A 15721-nucleotide genomic window follows, 5' to 3' on the forward strand; every position below is an offset into this window, starting at 1 on the left:
GGGTGGCGCCGGGCTCGGTCATGTTCACCCCGGCCGCGGTGAGTTTGTCGATGAGCGGGGCGAGTTCGGCGAGTTCGGCGACGATGGAGGGGGCCTTCTCGGTGCCGATGCCCTAGACCTGCTGCATCCCTTCGGCGTCGGCGGCGCGGATGGTGTCCATGGTGGCGAAGTACCGGGCGATACGGCGGGACATCGAGCGGCCGGTGCCGCGGATCCCGAGCGCGCACAGCACCCGTGACAGCGGCTGCTCCTTGGCGGCGCTGATCGCGGCGAGGAGGTTGTCGGTGCTGGTCTCGCCCATCCGCTCCAGGCTCAGGAGCTGGTCGCGGGTGAGGGTGAACAGGTCGGCGAGATCCGCGACGAGGCCGGCTTCGACGAGCTGGACGACGCGGGTGTGACCCAGGCCTTCGATGTCGAGCTGGCCGCGGCCGGCGGCGTAGGAGAGAGAAGCGACGAGGTGGCTGTTGCGGCCGTTCTCGCAGCGCCAGCGCTGCTCGCTGGTGTCGATGCCGGTACCACAGCGGGGGCACACCTCGGGAAAGGCGATGGGCTGTTCGTCGCCGGTGCGCAGGTGGGCGACGGGGGCTTCGATGCGGGGGATGACGTCTCCGGCCCGGTGGACCATGACGTGATCACCCAGACGCAGGTCGCGGCGGGTGATGTCGCCCGGGTTGTGGAGGGTGGCGTAGGTGATGGTGGCGCCGTCGATCTCGACCGGCTCCAGCACACCGCGGGGGGCGATGATGCCGGTGCGGCCGACGTTCCACTCGACCTCCAGCAGTCGGGTGATCTTCTCGACGGCCGGCATTCTTTGTCGAGTGACTGTTGTTGTTCAGCTTCGTTGAAGAGGGTGTGACAGAGGAACTGGACATCCCGAGGCACTGGCAACTCACCGGCTCGATCTGAAACGCGATCTTGGAGAGCTGGAGCCGTTCCTTGTCGGGGGTGTTGAGGATCTTGCACAACGGGCACGGCTACGCGGGGCTCGTCACAGGCAGGGGTTCGTGCTGGGCCCGGACGGACGGCCTGATCCGCGAGTCAATGCCTGCCTGACCTCGGCGAAGTGGCGCAATCTGGGTAGGGAGACGGAGAAGGATTACTCATACTCTCTGGTGGTGTGGCTCAACTTCCTGCACATCCTCGGCGCGCAGTGGTGGGAGGCCACCGAGGATCACGCGGAAGAGTTCCTTCTGGCGTGTCACGGACCCGGCGAACGGCGAGCGCATTCAGACGAACTCCTTCTCCCGGGACCTCGCCGGCTTGAAGAAGTTCTACAGGTGGGTCGGCCGAAAGTACGGGATCGCCAACCCGTTCGAGGACTTCGATGCGCCCCCGATCGCACGGAGGTCGAACGTCAAGTGGTTCGACCCTGCAGGCTTCGCCCGCTGGCTTGCCCTTGGCATTCGCGGCATGGACCTGGACGGGCGTCCCGACCAGTGGTGGCGGGGCCGCAACGAGCAGCGCGACACCGCGTTCTGTCAGGGCCTCTTTGGCAACGGGCTCCGAGTCGCCGAGTGGGCAAGTGTCGTGATTCCGGAGCTTCCGCACTACGACCGACGGCGGCACTACTACGCGGGCCACCTTGCCGATGCCTGCGCGAAAAAAGGCTACGGACACCCGTACTGGACACCGCAGAGCGCGATGAGGGGGGGCTTGTCCTACATGGAGGGGCCGCGGGCGGCCGCAGTCCGCAGGGCTCAACAGGCGGGACGCTACGAGCGTGTCCAGGACCGGCGCACGGTGCTTGCCACCCACGGGACCGACGCGGTCACCTTGGAGCGCCCGGAGGGTGGCACTGAGAAGTGGCTGTGGAACGACGTTGGGAAGTTGACCCGGCTGCGGCTGTTTCGCCGGACCGAGCAGGGGCTGGAGCCGGTCGCCTTGTGGTTGAACGAGGACGGACTGCCGCGGGTCTGGACCGGCTGGGAGCACACGTTCAAGGCCGCGAACGAGCGGATCGAGGCGCTGGGGTTGGAAGGCTTCGTCTGCAGTACCCACATGCTTCGTCACTCATGCGCCTTGAAGTGGTATTCGATCGGCAAGCTCGTGCGCACGGCCGGGCTCGAAACACCACGTGCTGACCGACGCCTGCGGCACCCCGTTGCGCGTGTCCCTGACCGGCGGTCACCGCAACGACATCACCCAGCTCCTGCCCCTGGTCGACGGCCTGCCGCCGGTACGTGGCAAACGAGGCAGGCCTCGGCGCAAGCCCCGCACGTTATACGCCGACCGCGGCTACGACCACGACATCTACCGCCGCCGGCTGCGCGAACGCGGCATCACACCGAAGATCGCCCGGCGCGGCGAGCCGCACGGCTCGGGCCTGGGGTAAATCCGATGGGTTGCCGAGTCCGCCATCGCCTGGCTCCACGGCCCCCGCCGACTGCGGATCCGCTGGGAAGCACGCGACGACATGCACGACGCCTTCCTCCAGCTCGCCCACTGCGTGACCCTCGCCCGAAAGAATCCAGCATTCTGAAAGGACCCCTTAAAGCCCAACCGGCCGATGACCTCCAGCTCGCCGTGCAGAGGCCCTGAACTCCTGGGCACGGCCACCGCGGTCGTCGCAGCAGCGTGTAGCCCGAGCCCGGGACCTGCTGGAGCCGAGCGACCTGTCGGTGGACCAGATCGCCGACCGGGTTCGGCTTCCCCAGGAGCACCTCCCTGCGCCAGCACCTGCACGCGGCGATCGGCATCTCACCCCAGGCGTACCGGCGTACGTTTCAGGCGGCCCGCTAGTGTCCTGCGCCAGTAGTTGATCGTTAGTAGTTGCGTGACTTCTGCTGCTGGTGCGTCGGTTCCTCGTCGGGGCCCGAAGCTGGAACCGCTGCTGCTGTCTGATGACGAGCGGGCGGTGTTGGAGCGGTGGACGCGGCGGGCGTCGTCGGCGCAGGCACTGGCCCTGCGCGCGCGGATCGTGCTGGCGTGTGCAGGGCGGCTCGACGGCCTGGTCGACGAGCCCCGGCCGGGCCGGCCGCCCACCATCAGCGTTGAGCAGGTGGAAGCGGTCGTGGTCACAACGCTGGAGGAGATCCCGAAGAACGCCACCCACTGGTCGCGCAAGACGATGGCGGAACACAGCGGCCTGTCGAAGTCCACCGTCGGCCGGATCTGGCGGAAGTTCCAGCTCAAACCGCATCTGACAGACACCTTCAAGCTGTCGACGGACCCGTTGTTCGTGGAGAAGGTTTACGACGTTGTCGGCCTGTACTTCAACCCGCCCGAGGGGGCGGTCGTGCTCTCGGTGGACGAGAAGTCGCAGATCGTGTGCCACGAACGCTGAAGGAGGCGCTGAGGTAGCTGCCTCTGGAAGCGGTGCTGTGCGAGAGATGGAGGTAGGTCCTCCGGGGTCGCCCTGCAGGGGGAGATCCCAAACCACCGCAGGCTGCGCCGGTTAAGTGTCAGAAAGGCGAGCGTGAGCGAACCGCTGATGACGTGTCGTAAATTTTCTCAGTGGCGTCGAAACCGGGGCATGATCTGGGCTCCGGGACAAGTCCGGGGGGAGCCTGCTGACTGCCCGGACGGCGTCCGGCATGGAGGCGGCGCGAGTCTGGCCCGGGCTCTTGCATGGAACGTGGGAACCTGTCGCCCCGATACTGCCGCCGGCCCGTTGGGCCGGAGGCGAGAGGGAGAACCCCAAGCGGACAAAACCGCGAGGAGTCGAGTACCGATGCGGGGCACGGGGGCGGACCGTCTCGTAGTAGCGATGAGGCCCGGTAATGCGGGTGGAGCGAAGGGGACGGATCGTTCGGATCTGCTTGGTGGCCAACCGGAGTGCCCGGCGACGAGGCCGCCAAGCTGATCCGGGCGCGGTCGTGCCGGGAACCGCATCCGGCAGGCTGGTACCGAAGCCCTCCAGGGCGCGAGGCGCGATGCTCTTGACCACGGAAGAGCCGCGCGCGACCGTCGACCCGTCCGCGCCGTCCGTATACGTGGTCTGCACGAAGGACCGGACGGTCCGGGTCGGGGCTCAGCGCGAATGCGCGGCACACGCCACCGAGAGCATCGAGATCGACTGCGACCACTCCCCCTTTTTCTCCGCCCCGGACCGGCTGGCGGCGCTTCTGGCCGAGCAGGCCGGCCGGCCGTGGTCGGCCAGGCGTCGCAAGGTTCCGGTAGGCGGTGGCCCGGGAACCAGTGGCCTGTCGTACGGCACGGTTCTCAACCGGCTGCACGAGGCCGGGACCGAGATGCGCACGTCATGGCAGACCCGTCGGATGCGCCAGGACCCTCAGGCACGTCAACGCCTCGCAGCGCATCTCCGCAGATTCCCGCCACGTGGCACGCCCCGGGCGGGCGCGTCCTTGACCCGGCCAGCGGCCGCCCTGACACCGAATGGCGCGTGGCCACCGACGGCCGGGCCCGCTAAAACCACGGGTGGTGCCCGGAACCGACCTCCATCGGCGCCAGAAAGGTCCCCAGGATTGCCGTCCTGGAGGCCCTCGTCATACCGGCCCCGAGCGGAGGCAGGCGTCCCCATCGCAGCTCGACCGAGGTCGAAACAGAGCCCCGCCAGAGTGGTCCACTCTTGATCCACGCCGGTCAACTCAGGTCCCCCAGAGGCCTGTTGCAGAGGCCGCTGCCTCTGACTGCCTCCGAGCGACCCGGGTCGAACCGGGGTCGAATCAGAGCGGTTTCCTCTGACTGCCTCCGATCGCCTCTGCAACCCGTCCTAGCAGGTCACAGCCTCATCGCCTCGCATAAGCGCAGGTCAGAAAGGTTCGCTAGCTTTACCACTGGTTTCTGGCAAAAGCGGTGATGTGCGGCATGGCAGTTCCCGTCCCTGTTGGCGGGGCTCCGTCGCCCCGCGTGCCGTGGTTGGAATCAGGGTCGTGAGGCTTGCACCGGCCGGCAAGACGGCTTCTGTCAGACGGAAGAACTTCTGTAAAGGGGCTGGTCAGAGCCCTGTTCCGTCAACGCCTAGTCGCCAGAGCGGAGGGTCGCGTGGTGCGACCATGTGGTTCGCGCTCGGGGGAGCCTGCGGCGGCGACGGCGAGTGCGACTACTCGCTACGCTGCGTTAATCGCCCACAAATGTCCACCTAGTTCCAATTGTGAAACTCCCCTGTCGGTGGATGCTCGGTACAGCGGCAAGAATCAGCATCACTGCAGGTCAACTACTGTTCGTTTTGGATTCTGGGACCCTCGGGTCGAATCCGGGTCGAATCCGCACCCTTTTAGTACTCCAGCCGTAGATCGCAATCTCGCTGGTCAGGGGCGGTGTGAAGGCAGGTACGGCCTGCGCCGGGCCCCTCCCACCGGCTAAGAACTCAGGTCGACGCAACCGACGACATCAGCTCCTCCAGCTTGTTGAGGCTCTGAGTCCAGCCTTCCTCGTGAAGAGCTTGGCGCCGCTCAGTGGCGAAGTCGCCCTGGCTGAAGACCAGCTCGGCCGAGGTACCGCCGATATCGCGAAGGGACAGCGTCACCACCGTCTCCCGATCCTCGGGATCGGGATCCTCCCACCGGAAGGTGTAGGACAGGCGTTCCGGAGGGTTGACCACAAGGAATTCCCCCACCAGGTAGAACCGATCGCCTTCCGGAGGCTGCATCGCGATCCGGTAACCACCTCCTGGCCGAAGGTCGCTTTCCACATCCGGGGTGGTGAACCCGTCGGGGCCCCACCACTTGGCCAATTCCTGCGGTTCGGTCAACGCTCGGAATACGACCGGACGCGGTGCGCGGAGGACACGTTGCATGTGCAGCCTCAGCCCGCCATCGTGCGTCATCACGAACCTCCTCCGGCCGAAGGCGTCGGGATTGACCACCGCACTTATCCTATGTATCCCCGCCGCAGGCTGCGATCTCACAGGTCAGGGGCGGTGTGGGGGCAGGTGCGGCCACCGGTGATCATCGCGTGTTGTGTGGACAAACGAAGATCAAGCGGTGGCCGCAGGCCATAGCGTAGACCCCGCTCGCTGGCGGGACCTGTTCGATGTCCTGATGGGCCGGATCGCGGGTCGCTTCGCGCGGGTCGAACCGCGACGTCGCGCACGGTCCCTAGTCCTGGGACTGTTGTCGGACCTGCCACGGAAGAATTGCTGGACGATCGCCGAGCATGCCGGACACGCCACACCGGACGGCCTGCAGCACCTGCTGGCCCGGGCTAAGTGGGACGTCGAGGCAGTCCGCGACGACCTGCGCGGATACATCGTTGAGCACCTCGGCGGCCAGGACGCCGTATTGGTCGTCGACGAGACCGGCGATCTGAAGAAGGGTACCCATACGGTCGGCGTGCAGCGCCAGTACACCGGCACCGCGGGCCGCATCGAAAACTCCCAGGTTGCCGTCTACCTCGTCTACTCAACTCCGGCCGGACACGCCGCGATCGACCGGGAGCTGTACGTCCCGCGCTCGTGGACCGATGACCCGGACCGCTGCCAGGCAGCCGGGATCCCCGCCGAGATCGGCTTCTCCACCAAGCCGGCTCTGGCCACTACGCTGATCACGCGCACCCTGGACGCCGGCATCCACGCCGCCTGGGTCACTGGTGACGAGGTCTACGGTGCCAACCCGCACCTGCGCACCGCACTCGAAGCCCGGCAGACCGGCTACGTCCTCGCCGTCGCCTGTGACCACCAGATCCCCACCCACGCCGGGAAGCTCCGGGCCGACGCCCTGGCCAGGAAGCTGCCCAAACGGGCCTGGCAGCAACGCTCCGCAGGCACCGGAGCCAAGGGACTGCGCTTCTACGACTGGGCTGTGGCCGACATCACCGACGTCCGCCCCGGCCACCACCAACTGCTGATCCGGCGCAACCGCCGCACTGGCGAACTCGCCTTCTACCGATGCTACTCACCCGCTGCCGTTCCCCTGGCCACCCTCGTGCGCGTCGCCGGACGCCGATGGGCGATCGAGGAAACCTTCCAGTCCGGAAAGGGGCTGGCCGCACTCAACACCAGGTCAGACGGTGGACGTCCTGGCGCCGGTGGGTCACCCTCGCGATGCTTGCGCACGCCTTCCTCGTCGTGACCGCCGCACAGGAACAGGCCCGCCACCCGTCCCCGGACGGGCTGATCCCCTTGACCCGCAACGAGATCCAGCATTTGTTCACCACGCTGATGGCCCAGCCCGCCCACGGCCCGGCTCACCGGCTTCGATGGTCCGACTGGCGACGACGACACCAAGCCCGCGCCCGCAACGGCCACTACCTGCGACAAACAGCCCAGACCCCATGAAGATCAAGATCTACGGCTGGAGTACTAGGCTGTTGAGCGTGTCACCGCTGGTCAGGATGCAGTGAAACCGCGCACTGGATCGCCTCGCGGATGAGGGCGGCGCGGCTAGCAGTCAGACCGGCGAGCCGCTGAACAGGGGCTGAGTGTCTGTGGTCGCCTGCTAGGGGCAGGTAAACTGGTCTGTTACAAGGCGGGCGAGCCCTTCGAGGCTGATCTACCGGCCCTGTTCCGATGCCCGGCCCGACGGGCGTACGAGCTTCTCCTGGAATGACTACCGCGACCTCATCCAGACCGCCCACCAGCAACTCGGCGGACCGGTCGTGCTGGTCCCCTCAGCACTCACTTACAGTCCCGTGCTGGGAGGATGATCAGACTCCTCGTCGGATCGCTGGGCTTCATATCGGTTACGGTGTTGCTGTTATGGCTGCTTGAGGAGGTGGGACGTTCCGTGGCAGAACCTGTTCCTGCGCGGGCGGGCGCGGCGTCGGCTCGGCGTTCTCCTGGGCGGCCGCCGGTGCCGTTGGAGCGCATCGTCGCTACAGCACTGCGGATCGTGGACGAGGACGGCTCCGACGCTCTGTCGATGCGGACGCTGGCTCAGCGTCTGGGGTCGGGCACGGCGACGCTGTATCGGCACTTCGACAACCGGGCGGCCCTGGTCGCTCATGTAGTGGACCGCATGTTCGGCGTCGTGGAGCTGAACGGCGACGAGCTCCTCGCGATGGGCTGGGAGCGGGCGCTGCGGACGGTCGCGCACACCATGTTCGACGCCTTGGCCCGGCACCGGAACGCGGCGCGCTTGATGGTCGAGCAGATTCCGCTGGGGCCGAACGCCATGGCGCTGCGGGAGAGCTGTGTCGCGGTGTTGCTCGACTGTGGTTTCCCGCCGCGAGTTGCCGCGTACGCGTACGCGACTCTGGCCCGCTACGTCCTCGGGTTCGCCGTACAGGTCAACGGGCATGGCGGCGCAGGACGACCCGACGACATGCAGGCGGAGGCCGCCTTTCAGAGCGTGGATCCTGACCTGTTCCCGGCCACCGTCGCCGTTGCCGGGGTGATGCCGGTTCCGATCGAGGACGAGTTCTCATTCGGCCTCGACCTGCTTCTCAGCGGGCTTGCCCGCCTGCGCAACGAGGTCTGACCGAGCGACGTGATCACTAGGACGAGTTCTGGAAACGGACCGCTCCTTCGGGCAGATCGCGCTCCGCGGTCAGTGGCAGCTCCACGGAGGTGAGCATGTCCCGGTAACGTTCCGCCAGTTGGGAAGGGAGCTTTCTGCTGAAAACCCCAGCTCCCGGAAGTAGCCGGACCCGATCCGCCGTGCATGGCGCGACCAGCGCAGCGGTACCGTCACCCCGATCCCCTCGACCGCGAACAGAAGTGCGGCCTACACCTGGCCCGTGCGCGCCACGGCACGCGGAGTGAACCCGAAGTGGCCCGCCAGGCGGTCCACCACTTCGCTCATGCCCTGTTCCGGCTCGTAGACTCGGTACACGAGGTGGTCGAGGGCCGCGAAGGCGACGTCCCTGTCCTGACCGTGCGGTCCCTCGCCTCGGGCATCCTGCCGCCGTCCGCGGCACGCTGGCACTCGACATTGCTGCGGCTGCACGACTACTCACACCGCCGGGACCTGGAGGAGGCCATGCGCGGCGGGCAGGGCGACATCGCGGTCGGTCCACGACCGCACCTCTGGGAAGGGCCGGTCCATTCCCTAGCTGGGCGCCCCGGGCCTGGACGGCGAGAAGATCGAGCTCTCCCTGGGCGACGACGGTGTACTGCGCAGCCTGACGGCACGACGTGAGATCGCGCGGTGTCGACGGTTGCGAATGCCACACCATGAGCCTGAGGGGCCGCCGGGCTGGGTCGAAGCCCTGTATCTGTTGCTCAGCACCAGCCCGTCGACGTCTTCATCGGCGAGCGATTCAACCCGCTCGGCCGTCCGCTGTCTTGGAAGTGGTGCCGAAGAGGGGATTGCCGTGTTGGGTCAGGCATGGGCGGTGAGCCCGGCTTCGACGCCGTCGAGAATCGACTGCAGTCCGAAGGACACATACGGGCGAGGGGTGGCCGCGAGTGCGGAGCCGATCGCGAACGCGATGATGCTCTGGGCGGCTTGCTCGGCGTCCTGCCTGGTGAGTCCGGCCGTTTGGCAGACCGCGAGGAGGTGTTGGTCATGGCGATGCCTGGCGGGGCCGTCGAGCGGTTGGATCGTCATGGCGGTCAGGAGCCAGGGGTGCCGGACACACATCGAACGCAGGTTGTCGGCCATGGCCAGGACGGCCGCACGCCATGGGAGGCCGTCGAGACAGAGTGGAGCCTGCCCCCACACGCTGTCGACGGCCAGCAGGAGCAGTTCGTGTCTGCTCTTGATGTGCCAGTACAGTGCCGCCCCGGTGATGCCGAGACGACTGCCGACCCTTCGCATGGTCAGGTTCTCGATGCCGCCCTCGTCCAGAAGGACGACGGCGGCCTGGACGATCTGCTCCTGACGCAGAGGGTCGTGGGTCGTGCCTGTCGTCGCCGTCATGGTCCTGTTCACGTCGCCTTCTGCTGTGTGTAGGGGGCGCGGATCCGAGGGCTGGGGACGGCGGCCGTCGTGCCGGCGAGGAAGGAGTGCCGTGTCCGCCGGCACGCGGTTCCTGCTTCGAGCCTGTTGGGGGTGTCAGGCCTGAGGGCCTGCGGGCCCGATGCTGCGCAGCAGCCGCTCTCCGGACTCGCGGAGCTGGTCTTTGACGTCGGCGAGTTGGGACGTGAGCGGGGCGTGATCGCGTTTGCGCCAGGTGCCGGCGACCATCACCGCTTCGATGTTGGCGATGTCGGCGTGCAGGACCGTGGCGACCGGGTCGTGTGCCGGCCACAGGTTGAAAGCCCGGGCGTCGACGGCGACCAGATCGGCTTGCATGCCCACCTCGATCCGGCCCACCCGGTCGGCCAGGCCCAGCGCCTTTGCCCCTTCGACCGTGGCCCAGGCCAGTGCCTGTTTGGCGGTGACCGAAGCGGTGTTGGCGTGCATGCCGGTCTCCTGTCGGTGTTGGGCGTGGTCCAGGCCGCGCTGGTGGGCCAGGGCGATGCGGGCTGCGGTGAGGAGCTTGCCGGGTACGGCGGTGTCGATGTCGGTGCCCAGGGAGGGCGCCGCGTGCAGGCGCAGCAGGGACCCGGTGATGGGCGTGCCGTGTCCTTGGCCCAGTTCGTTCTCCGGGGTGGTGGTGAAGGTGACGCCCGCTTCGAGGAGCATCTTGAGCCAGTCGTCGGGCAGGTCGACCCCGTGCACGATGTTGGTCAGAGGGCTGAACAGTCCGGCGGCGCGCACCGCTTCCCAGCCGGGTGCGGGTTCTCCGCCGCTCTGGTGCATGGAAACGACGAGGCCGCGTTCCGAGCCGGCTCGGAAATCGGCGACCGCCGTCTCGGGCGAGGAGTACTGCGGCCCCTGCAGGGCCATGCCCAGGGTGAGGAGGGCGTGGTCGCGGACAGGGCCCTCGAGCAGCCGGTCGATCTCGGTGAGGGGGTGGGGGGTGTCCGGCGCGCGGTAGGGCGTGCCGTGCAGGAAGACGGCACGGATGCCTGCCTGGGCCAGGCCTTCGACGGCGGCGTCGGCGTGCTCGGGCGACAGGGCGTTGTGACACCAGTCGCCGAGGGTGGTCGTGCCGCAGTTGAGCTGGTTCAGGGCGCCGGCGAGATTGCTGATGTGCATGTCGGCCGGGGTGTAGTGCCCCACGCACTCGCCGTGGAGGTGGGTGAGGTACTCCATCAGCGTCCAGTCGGCGCCCGCGGAGCGCAGAGCGGTCTGCCAGGTGTGCAGGTGGGCGTTGACCAGGCCGGGGATGACGATGCGGCCGGAGAAGTCGACGATTTCGGTGTCGGGCGCCTCGATGTTCTCGCCGACGGCGGCGATGCGGTCACCGTCGACGAGGACATCGGCGTGCTCGGCGTCCGGACGGCCCGGCACCATCGTGATGACCTGCGCCCCGCGCAGCAGTACGCGACTCATGCGGTGGGCCTCCAGCCGGGGGAGGTGTGGCTCTGCTGGGACATGGTGCGGCTCCTTGCTTATGGCGTCATTGCCCGCGCGGCGGATCGTGTGGTGGTGAGGAAGTCCCGGGTGGCGATGTGCCCGATGTAGCCGTCGGGACGGATCAGCACCAGCGTGTCGCCGTCCAGGCCGTAAGCGTCCTTCAGCGTGTTCTCAGGGTCGGAAAGGGTGAGGTTGTCGGCGGCACGCGCCCCGACCGTCAGCCGCTTCAGCTGAGCGCCGGCTGTTGGCCAGGGGAGCACTGCGAGGTCGCGGGCGGCACCCGCGCCGTAGGCGATGGCAGTGAAGTGCGGCCCGCGGCAGACGTCGAACAGCCGGGTCCCGGTCCCGTCGGCACGAAGCAGCTCGGCGTCCGGGGCGCGGTCACCCACGCGCAGCGTCGAGGTACGCATGCCGTCGGCGGGAGCGAGCGGACCGCCGTAGTAGGTCAGGGCGAGTTGCTGCTCGTCCTTGCCCCGCTTCATGCTCGACGGGTCGAGCTTGGCGATGCCTCCCCACTTCGCCGTGGACAGGCCCAGCACCCCGGCCGCGATCGGCTGCCTTTCCGCCTCGTAGGTGTCCAGCAGTGCCGCGCTCGCCCCGGCGAGGGTCTGACTGATTTTCCAGCCGAGGTTGTAGCCGTCCTGCATGCCCGTGTTCAGGCCCTGGGCACCGGCCGGGGTGTGGACGTGCGCGGCGTCACCGACGAGGAAGACACGTCCTCGGCCATAGTTCTCCGCCAGGCGGATGTTCGGTCGGAACACCGACGTCCAGTGGATGTCGTGCAACTGAATGCGCCGGTCGCGGGTGTGGGAGTGGATCCGCTGGAGGATGTCGTCCTTGTCCGAGGGCGGTTCCTCGTCGGGCCCGAAGCTGATCATCCACTGGAACATGTCGCTGCCGGGGAGCGGGCAGGCGCCGATCCGCTTGCCGCCGCGGCCGGGCCACATGTGCCACCGGTTGCGGGCCAGCCCGGTCACGGTGGCATCGACGATGAGCATCCGGTCGCTCTCGTGCGTCGTCCCGACGAAACCGATGCCGAGTTGCTTGCGGACCGCGCTGGAACCGCCGTCAGCGCCTACGACGTACCGGGCGACGATCTCCCCGGTGCCGTCCGCGCCCGCCACCTTGGCGACCACCGTGTCCTCGTCCTGCGTCAGCTCGGTCAGCTCCCTGCCGAACCCGATCTCACGGCCGAGTTCGCTGAGCCGGGCGTGCAGTGCGCGGTCCGTGCGGAACTGAGGGATCAGCCAGGTGTTCGGGTAGGGGACGTCCGGGGTCGCGTCCCTGTGGGTGAACATCTTCCAGGGCACGGCGAGGGGGCCCGCATGGATCCCGAGCCTGGGATAGGTGCTGCCGCCGGCCAGCACCTCGTCGAGGGCGCCGAGGTCTTCGAGGACTTCGAGGCTGCGGGGCTGGACGCCCTTGGCGCGGGACCCCTCGAAGGCATGGGGAGACCTGTCGATGATCCGTACATCGAGTCCCCGCCGTACGAGGTCGATCGCCACAGCGGAGCCCGAAGGGCCCGCACCGATGACCAGGACGTCGACGACCTGCGGGTTGTTCATGAGTCGAGCCTTTCGGCGCGTGCGGCCACGAACGGGACGATCTGATCGGCGACGTGGCGCGGGCGTTCAAATGGGGCCATGTGCCCGCACTCGGGAATGACATGACGATGCTGGGGCTTCAGCAGGGCGCGAGCCGTGTCGAGGTGGGCCAAGGGCGTGACGTCGTCCTCGTCGCCCCACAGGAGCAGCGTGGGAATGCCCAGTGCGCCCGTCTGCCGGAAGAGGTCGTCACGGCCGGAGACCGGCAGGTGTTGCAGCGTGTCGAAGACCGCGTACAGCGAACCCTCGAAGCGAAAGGCGTCGAGGACCATGTCCGTCAGTTTCGAGCCGAGCTCGGGGTCGCGGACGTTGTGCCCGAGGTGCTCCTGGAGTATCCGGCGGCCGCGCCGCCGGGCGACGATACCGGCCAGCAGATCGTTGCGCAGTATCCGGTGAGGGGAGGTCGGCCGCGGTTTCGCGAGACCGGCGGGGCCGACGATGGTCAGGGTGGACACCAACGAGCGATGCCGGGCGGCGTAGTTCATGGCGACCAGCGCCCCCATGGAGGTGCCCACGAGATGCAGCGGGCGCGTGATCAGGCCGAGCTGTTCGGTCAACTCGGTCAGCTGTCGCGCGAAGAGGGTTTCGTCGTATCGCGCCCGCACCCGGTCCGAGTAGCCGCGGCCGTACGCGCTGCAGGTCAGAGTGCGCAGCCCGCGGGCGTTCAGCTTGGTGACGAGGCCGTCCCAGTAGAAGAGCGGGACGGTCAGGCCGCCCGCCATCACGACCGTCTCGCCGTCCTCGGGGCCCTTCAGTTCGTAGTGCGTGACGCCGTCGGAGAGTTCGACGAAACTGCCGCGCAGGGCTTGCCGCGATTCGGCGGTGAGCCGTCGGTCCTCGCCCTGTGCGACGAAGTACTTCATGGAACGGGCCTCCTTGGCCTCAGTGCGTGGGGGTGTCGGTGGAGGAGCGCAGGAACTTCGCGATCGCGTCCGAGACCCACTGGGGCTCCTCTTCGGGCAGCAGGTGACCGCCGCGGGGGTGCACCAGCTCTGCGGCGCCGGGGATGTCACGGGTGAAGTGCTGGCCGTCGATGTCCGCGCTGCGCAGTACCAGCGTGGGTGTCGTGATGTGGGGGATCTGCGCGCTGCGGTCGGGCTGGTCCGTGTTGCAGAAGTCGACGAAGGCCGAGCGGTTCCCGGGCCGGTTCATGAGCTGGTGGGCGCGGTCCACCATGGCGTCGTCCACGATCGTCGAGTGCGAGCCGACGTTCGAGCGCAGGTTGCGTTCGATGGCGCCGCGCGGCATCACCCGCCGCAGCAGGGGGCGCAGTAGTGGGTTGCGTGTCAGGCGCATGCCGGCCGGTATCTCTTTCTCCGGGTATCCGGTGGCGTTTACCAGCACCAGGCCGGTCAGCCGCTCCGGGTGGTTCAGCGCGAGGTTCCAGGCGATGTTGCCGCCCAGTGAATTGCCCGCCACCGCGTAGCGCGGCACGCCCAGCGTCTCCAGGAAGTCCGCCACCGTCGCGGCATAGGCCGGGATGCGGTAGTCGCGGTCCACGCGAGGGCCTGTCAGGCCGAACCCCGGCAGGTCGGGGCGGATGACGTCGAACGACTCCGACAGCAGGTCCGCCGCACGGTCGAAGTGCTGAAGCGACGACGCGCTGCCGTGCAGCAGGACGAGTGCCGGGCCGCCGCCGGCGCGTTTGTAGTGGATCCGCAATCCACCCACCACGACGAACCGGGAATCGGGCTGCGGCTCAGACCAGGTACTCATAATGGATACACTGTTACCGATAAGGTGATCGTGTCAAGTGCAAGTCCTGGGCAGTCGCGGCATCGCGGTCTGCGACGTCGAGCGCACGCTTCGGGGGCGCCTCGCCGGGGTGGCGTCCGGAGCCGTGTGCGACGCTCATCCCGGCATGGCCTCGGACCGTGTCGGTCGGCGGTCGACCAGCATGTTCGGCGGCTTGAGGTCGCCGCCGGGCGGCGGCTGTTCGCCCGCGGTGGACCTGACGATCGTTATCGGCGTATGCGCCCGCAGTCTGCTGGGAGGCGTCTGGTGCCCGACAGGGGCGAAGGGCGTGGATACGTTGGCCATGCAGGACAGGCCATGCCGCTGCCGTGGCTGCCGCTGCTGGCCCGACGCCCTCGATGCTGCTTTGGGTGTCTGCGCCCGATCAGTGAGGGCCTGGCCCGCAGTATCTCGATCGTCGCCGCTGACACCAGGGTCAGCGAGGTGCAGGTGCGTGCCTGTGCCTCGCTGACCTCACTGCTGGGGTCAGTCGGCTGTTGGCGGTGCCTTCGGTGCGCTCAGTAGGGCGCCGACCGCTGCGGCGACAACGAGGACACTCACGTCGCTCACGGAAGCGGACAGGCCTTCCATGAAAGCGCTCTTGACGCCGTCGATGAGGGTCGCACCCTGGGAGCCGAGTTGATTGGTACGTGGAGGCTGGCGGCTGCCGAGTGGCGTACGGACTCGGCTGTGTCGGTGGGGAGTTGGGTGTCGGCGTACACATGGACGTCAACTCGTATGCCGACATTGGGCGACGGAGTCGGGCAGGGGGGATCGGTGGTGGTTTCTGTAGATCGAACCCATGAGGGCCATTCCGGCCGAAGATCAGCCTTGCGGGTGGTGTCGTTCATGGCGGTGCTGCATCCGGCCGAGGGAGCCGGTGCCAGTTGGGCGACACGGAGCGCGCCGCGCCCTCAGGCCGGCGCCAGGGCACTGGCAGACGTCCCTCAGCCTTCACCGACCCGGCAACGGGCCAAGAGACGTCGTCGCGGGCCCGGTTGAGCCTCCAGTAACGAGCCCCTGACCAGCCAGGGAACGCACGCTGCCAAGAAGATCGTCGGCAGGAAGCGCGGCATCCTCGCCGACACGGATCGGCCTCATCCTCGCCGTGACCGTCACCGCCGCCTGCCTCTCGGAGAACGCCCCGGGAATACGCCTCCTCGACCAGGCGAAGGAGAAGTACCCGAGTGTCCATTC

General features: G+C 67.9%; 9 protein-coding genes and 6 pseudogenes. 7 read left to right on the forward strand and 8 right to left on the reverse strand.

All coding sequences use genetic code 11. The annotated features are described in order from the left end of the window. Positions 1–811: pseudogene (locus FNH08_RS09140) on the reverse strand (helix-hairpin-helix domain-containing protein); the annotation flags it as partial. 1239 nt (positions 812–2050) lie between these two features. On the opposite strand from FNH08_RS09140, the pseudogene FNH08_RS09145 reads away from it, so the two are divergent. The 4 genes and pseudogenes from FNH08_RS09145 to FNH08_RS53950 form a co-directional block, all read left to right on the forward strand. Then, a pseudogene (locus tag FNH08_RS09145) lies at positions 2051–2479 on the forward strand (transposase); the annotation flags it as partial. 88 nt (positions 2480–2567) lie between these two features. Next, positions 2568–2739, forward strand: a pseudogene (locus FNH08_RS51740) (helix-turn-helix domain-containing protein); the annotation flags it as partial. Between the two features lie 34 nt (positions 2740–2773). After that, a pseudogene (locus FNH08_RS09155) lies at positions 2774–3265 on the forward strand (helix-turn-helix domain-containing protein); the annotation flags it as partial. Between the two features lie 454 nt (positions 3266–3719). Next, positions 3720–4532: an alpha/beta fold hydrolase gene (locus FNH08_RS53950; protein WP_407704346.1), complete on the forward strand. Its 813-nt coding sequence runs from the start codon at positions 3720–3722 to the stop codon at positions 4530–4532. Between the two features lie 737 nt (positions 4533–5269). Here FNH08_RS53950 and FNH08_RS09165 read toward each other — a convergent pair. Continuing rightward, the gene (locus tag FNH08_RS09165; protein WP_322724072.1) at positions 5270–5767 is read right to left on the reverse strand and encodes an SRPBCC family protein; all 498 of its coding nucleotides are present in this window, start codon (positions 5765–5767) and stop codon (positions 5270–5272) included. A gap of 175 nt (positions 5768–5942) precedes the next feature. Between FNH08_RS09165 and FNH08_RS09170 the strand changes: the two are divergent. After that, positions 5943–7177: pseudogene (locus tag FNH08_RS09170) on the forward strand (IS701 family transposase). Between the two features lie 514 nt (positions 7178–7691). After that, entirely contained in the window at positions 7692–8318 is a 627-nt protein-coding gene (locus FNH08_RS09180; RefSeq protein WP_322724079.1) for a TetR/AcrR family transcriptional regulator, read from the forward strand. Positions 8319–9161: 843 nt separating this feature from the next. Here FNH08_RS09180 and FNH08_RS09185 read toward each other — a convergent pair. The 6 genes from FNH08_RS09185 to FNH08_RS09210 all read right to left on the reverse strand — a co-directional run bounded on the left by FNH08_RS09185 (position 9162) and on the right by FNH08_RS09210 (position 14830). Beyond that, positions 9162–9713 carry a TetR/AcrR family transcriptional regulator gene (locus FNH08_RS09185; RefSeq protein WP_152770898.1) on the reverse strand — a complete coding sequence of 184 codons (552 nt, stop codon included), beginning with the start codon at positions 9711–9713 and terminating at the stop codon, positions 9162–9164. Positions 9714–9836: 123 nt separating this feature from the next. Next, positions 9837–11162 carry an amidohydrolase family protein gene (locus FNH08_RS09190; protein ID WP_152770899.1) on the reverse strand — a complete coding sequence of 442 codons (1326 nt, stop codon included), beginning with the start codon at positions 11160–11162 and terminating at the stop codon, positions 9837–9839. 59 nt (positions 11163–11221) lie between these two features. Continuing rightward, entirely contained in the window at positions 11222–12751 is a 1530-nt protein-coding gene (locus FNH08_RS09195) for an FAD-dependent oxidoreductase (protein ID WP_152770900.1), read from the reverse strand. Further along, positions 12748–13653: an alpha/beta fold hydrolase gene (locus FNH08_RS09200; RefSeq protein WP_152770901.1), complete on the reverse strand. Its 906-nt coding sequence runs from the start codon at positions 13651–13653 to the stop codon at positions 12748–12750. Before FNH08_RS09200 ends, FNH08_RS09195 begins: the two co-directional genes overlap by 4 nt. 19 nt (positions 13654–13672) lie before the next feature. Then, on the reverse strand, positions 13673–14506 hold the full coding sequence (locus FNH08_RS09205) for an alpha/beta fold hydrolase (protein WP_152770902.1): 834 nt from the start codon (positions 14504–14506) through the stop codon (positions 13673–13675). Positions 14507–14641: 135 nt separating this feature from the next. Then, on the reverse strand, positions 14642–14830 hold the full coding sequence (locus tag FNH08_RS09210; RefSeq protein WP_152770903.1) for a hypothetical protein: 189 nt from the start codon (positions 14828–14830) through the stop codon (positions 14642–14644). A 699-nt stretch (positions 14831–15529) separates the two neighbouring features. Between FNH08_RS09210 and FNH08_RS09220 the strand changes: the two are divergent. Then, positions 15530–15716: pseudogene (locus tag FNH08_RS09220) on the forward strand (IS5/IS1182 family transposase); the annotation flags it as partial. Between the last annotated feature and the right edge of the window lie 5 nt (positions 15717–15721).

Origin of the sequence: Streptomyces spongiae (genome assembly GCF_009377185.1) — a bacterium.
Taxonomy (GTDB): domain Bacteria; phylum Actinomycetota; class Actinomycetes; order Streptomycetales; family Streptomycetaceae; genus Streptomyces; species Streptomyces spongiae.

Excerpts from the sequence above, each read along its gene's own strand:
- FNH08_RS09205 (WP_152770902.1), bottom strand. The coding sequence starts at position 14,506 with ATGAGTACCTGGTCTGAGCCGCAGCCCGATTCCCGGTTCGTCGTGGTG.
- FNH08_RS09195 (WP_152770900.1), bottom strand. The coding sequence starts at position 12,751 with ATGAACAACCCGCAGGTCGTCGACGTCCTGGTCATCGGTGCGGGCCCT.
- FNH08_RS09190 (WP_152770899.1), bottom strand. The coding sequence starts at position 11,162 with ATGAGTCGCGTACTGCTGCGCGGGGCGCAGGTCATCACGATGGTGCCG.
- FNH08_RS09200 (WP_152770901.1), bottom strand. The coding sequence starts at position 13,653 with ATGAAGTACTTCGTCGCACAGGGCGAGGACCGACGGCTCACCGCCGAA.
- FNH08_RS09210 (WP_152770903.1), bottom strand. The coding sequence starts at position 14,830 with ATGGCCAACGTATCCACGCCCTTCGCCCCTGTCGGGCACCAGACGCCT.
- FNH08_RS53950 (WP_407704346.1), top strand. The coding sequence starts at position 3,720 with ATGCGGGTGGAGCGAAGGGGACGGATCGTTCGGATCTGCTTGGTGGCC.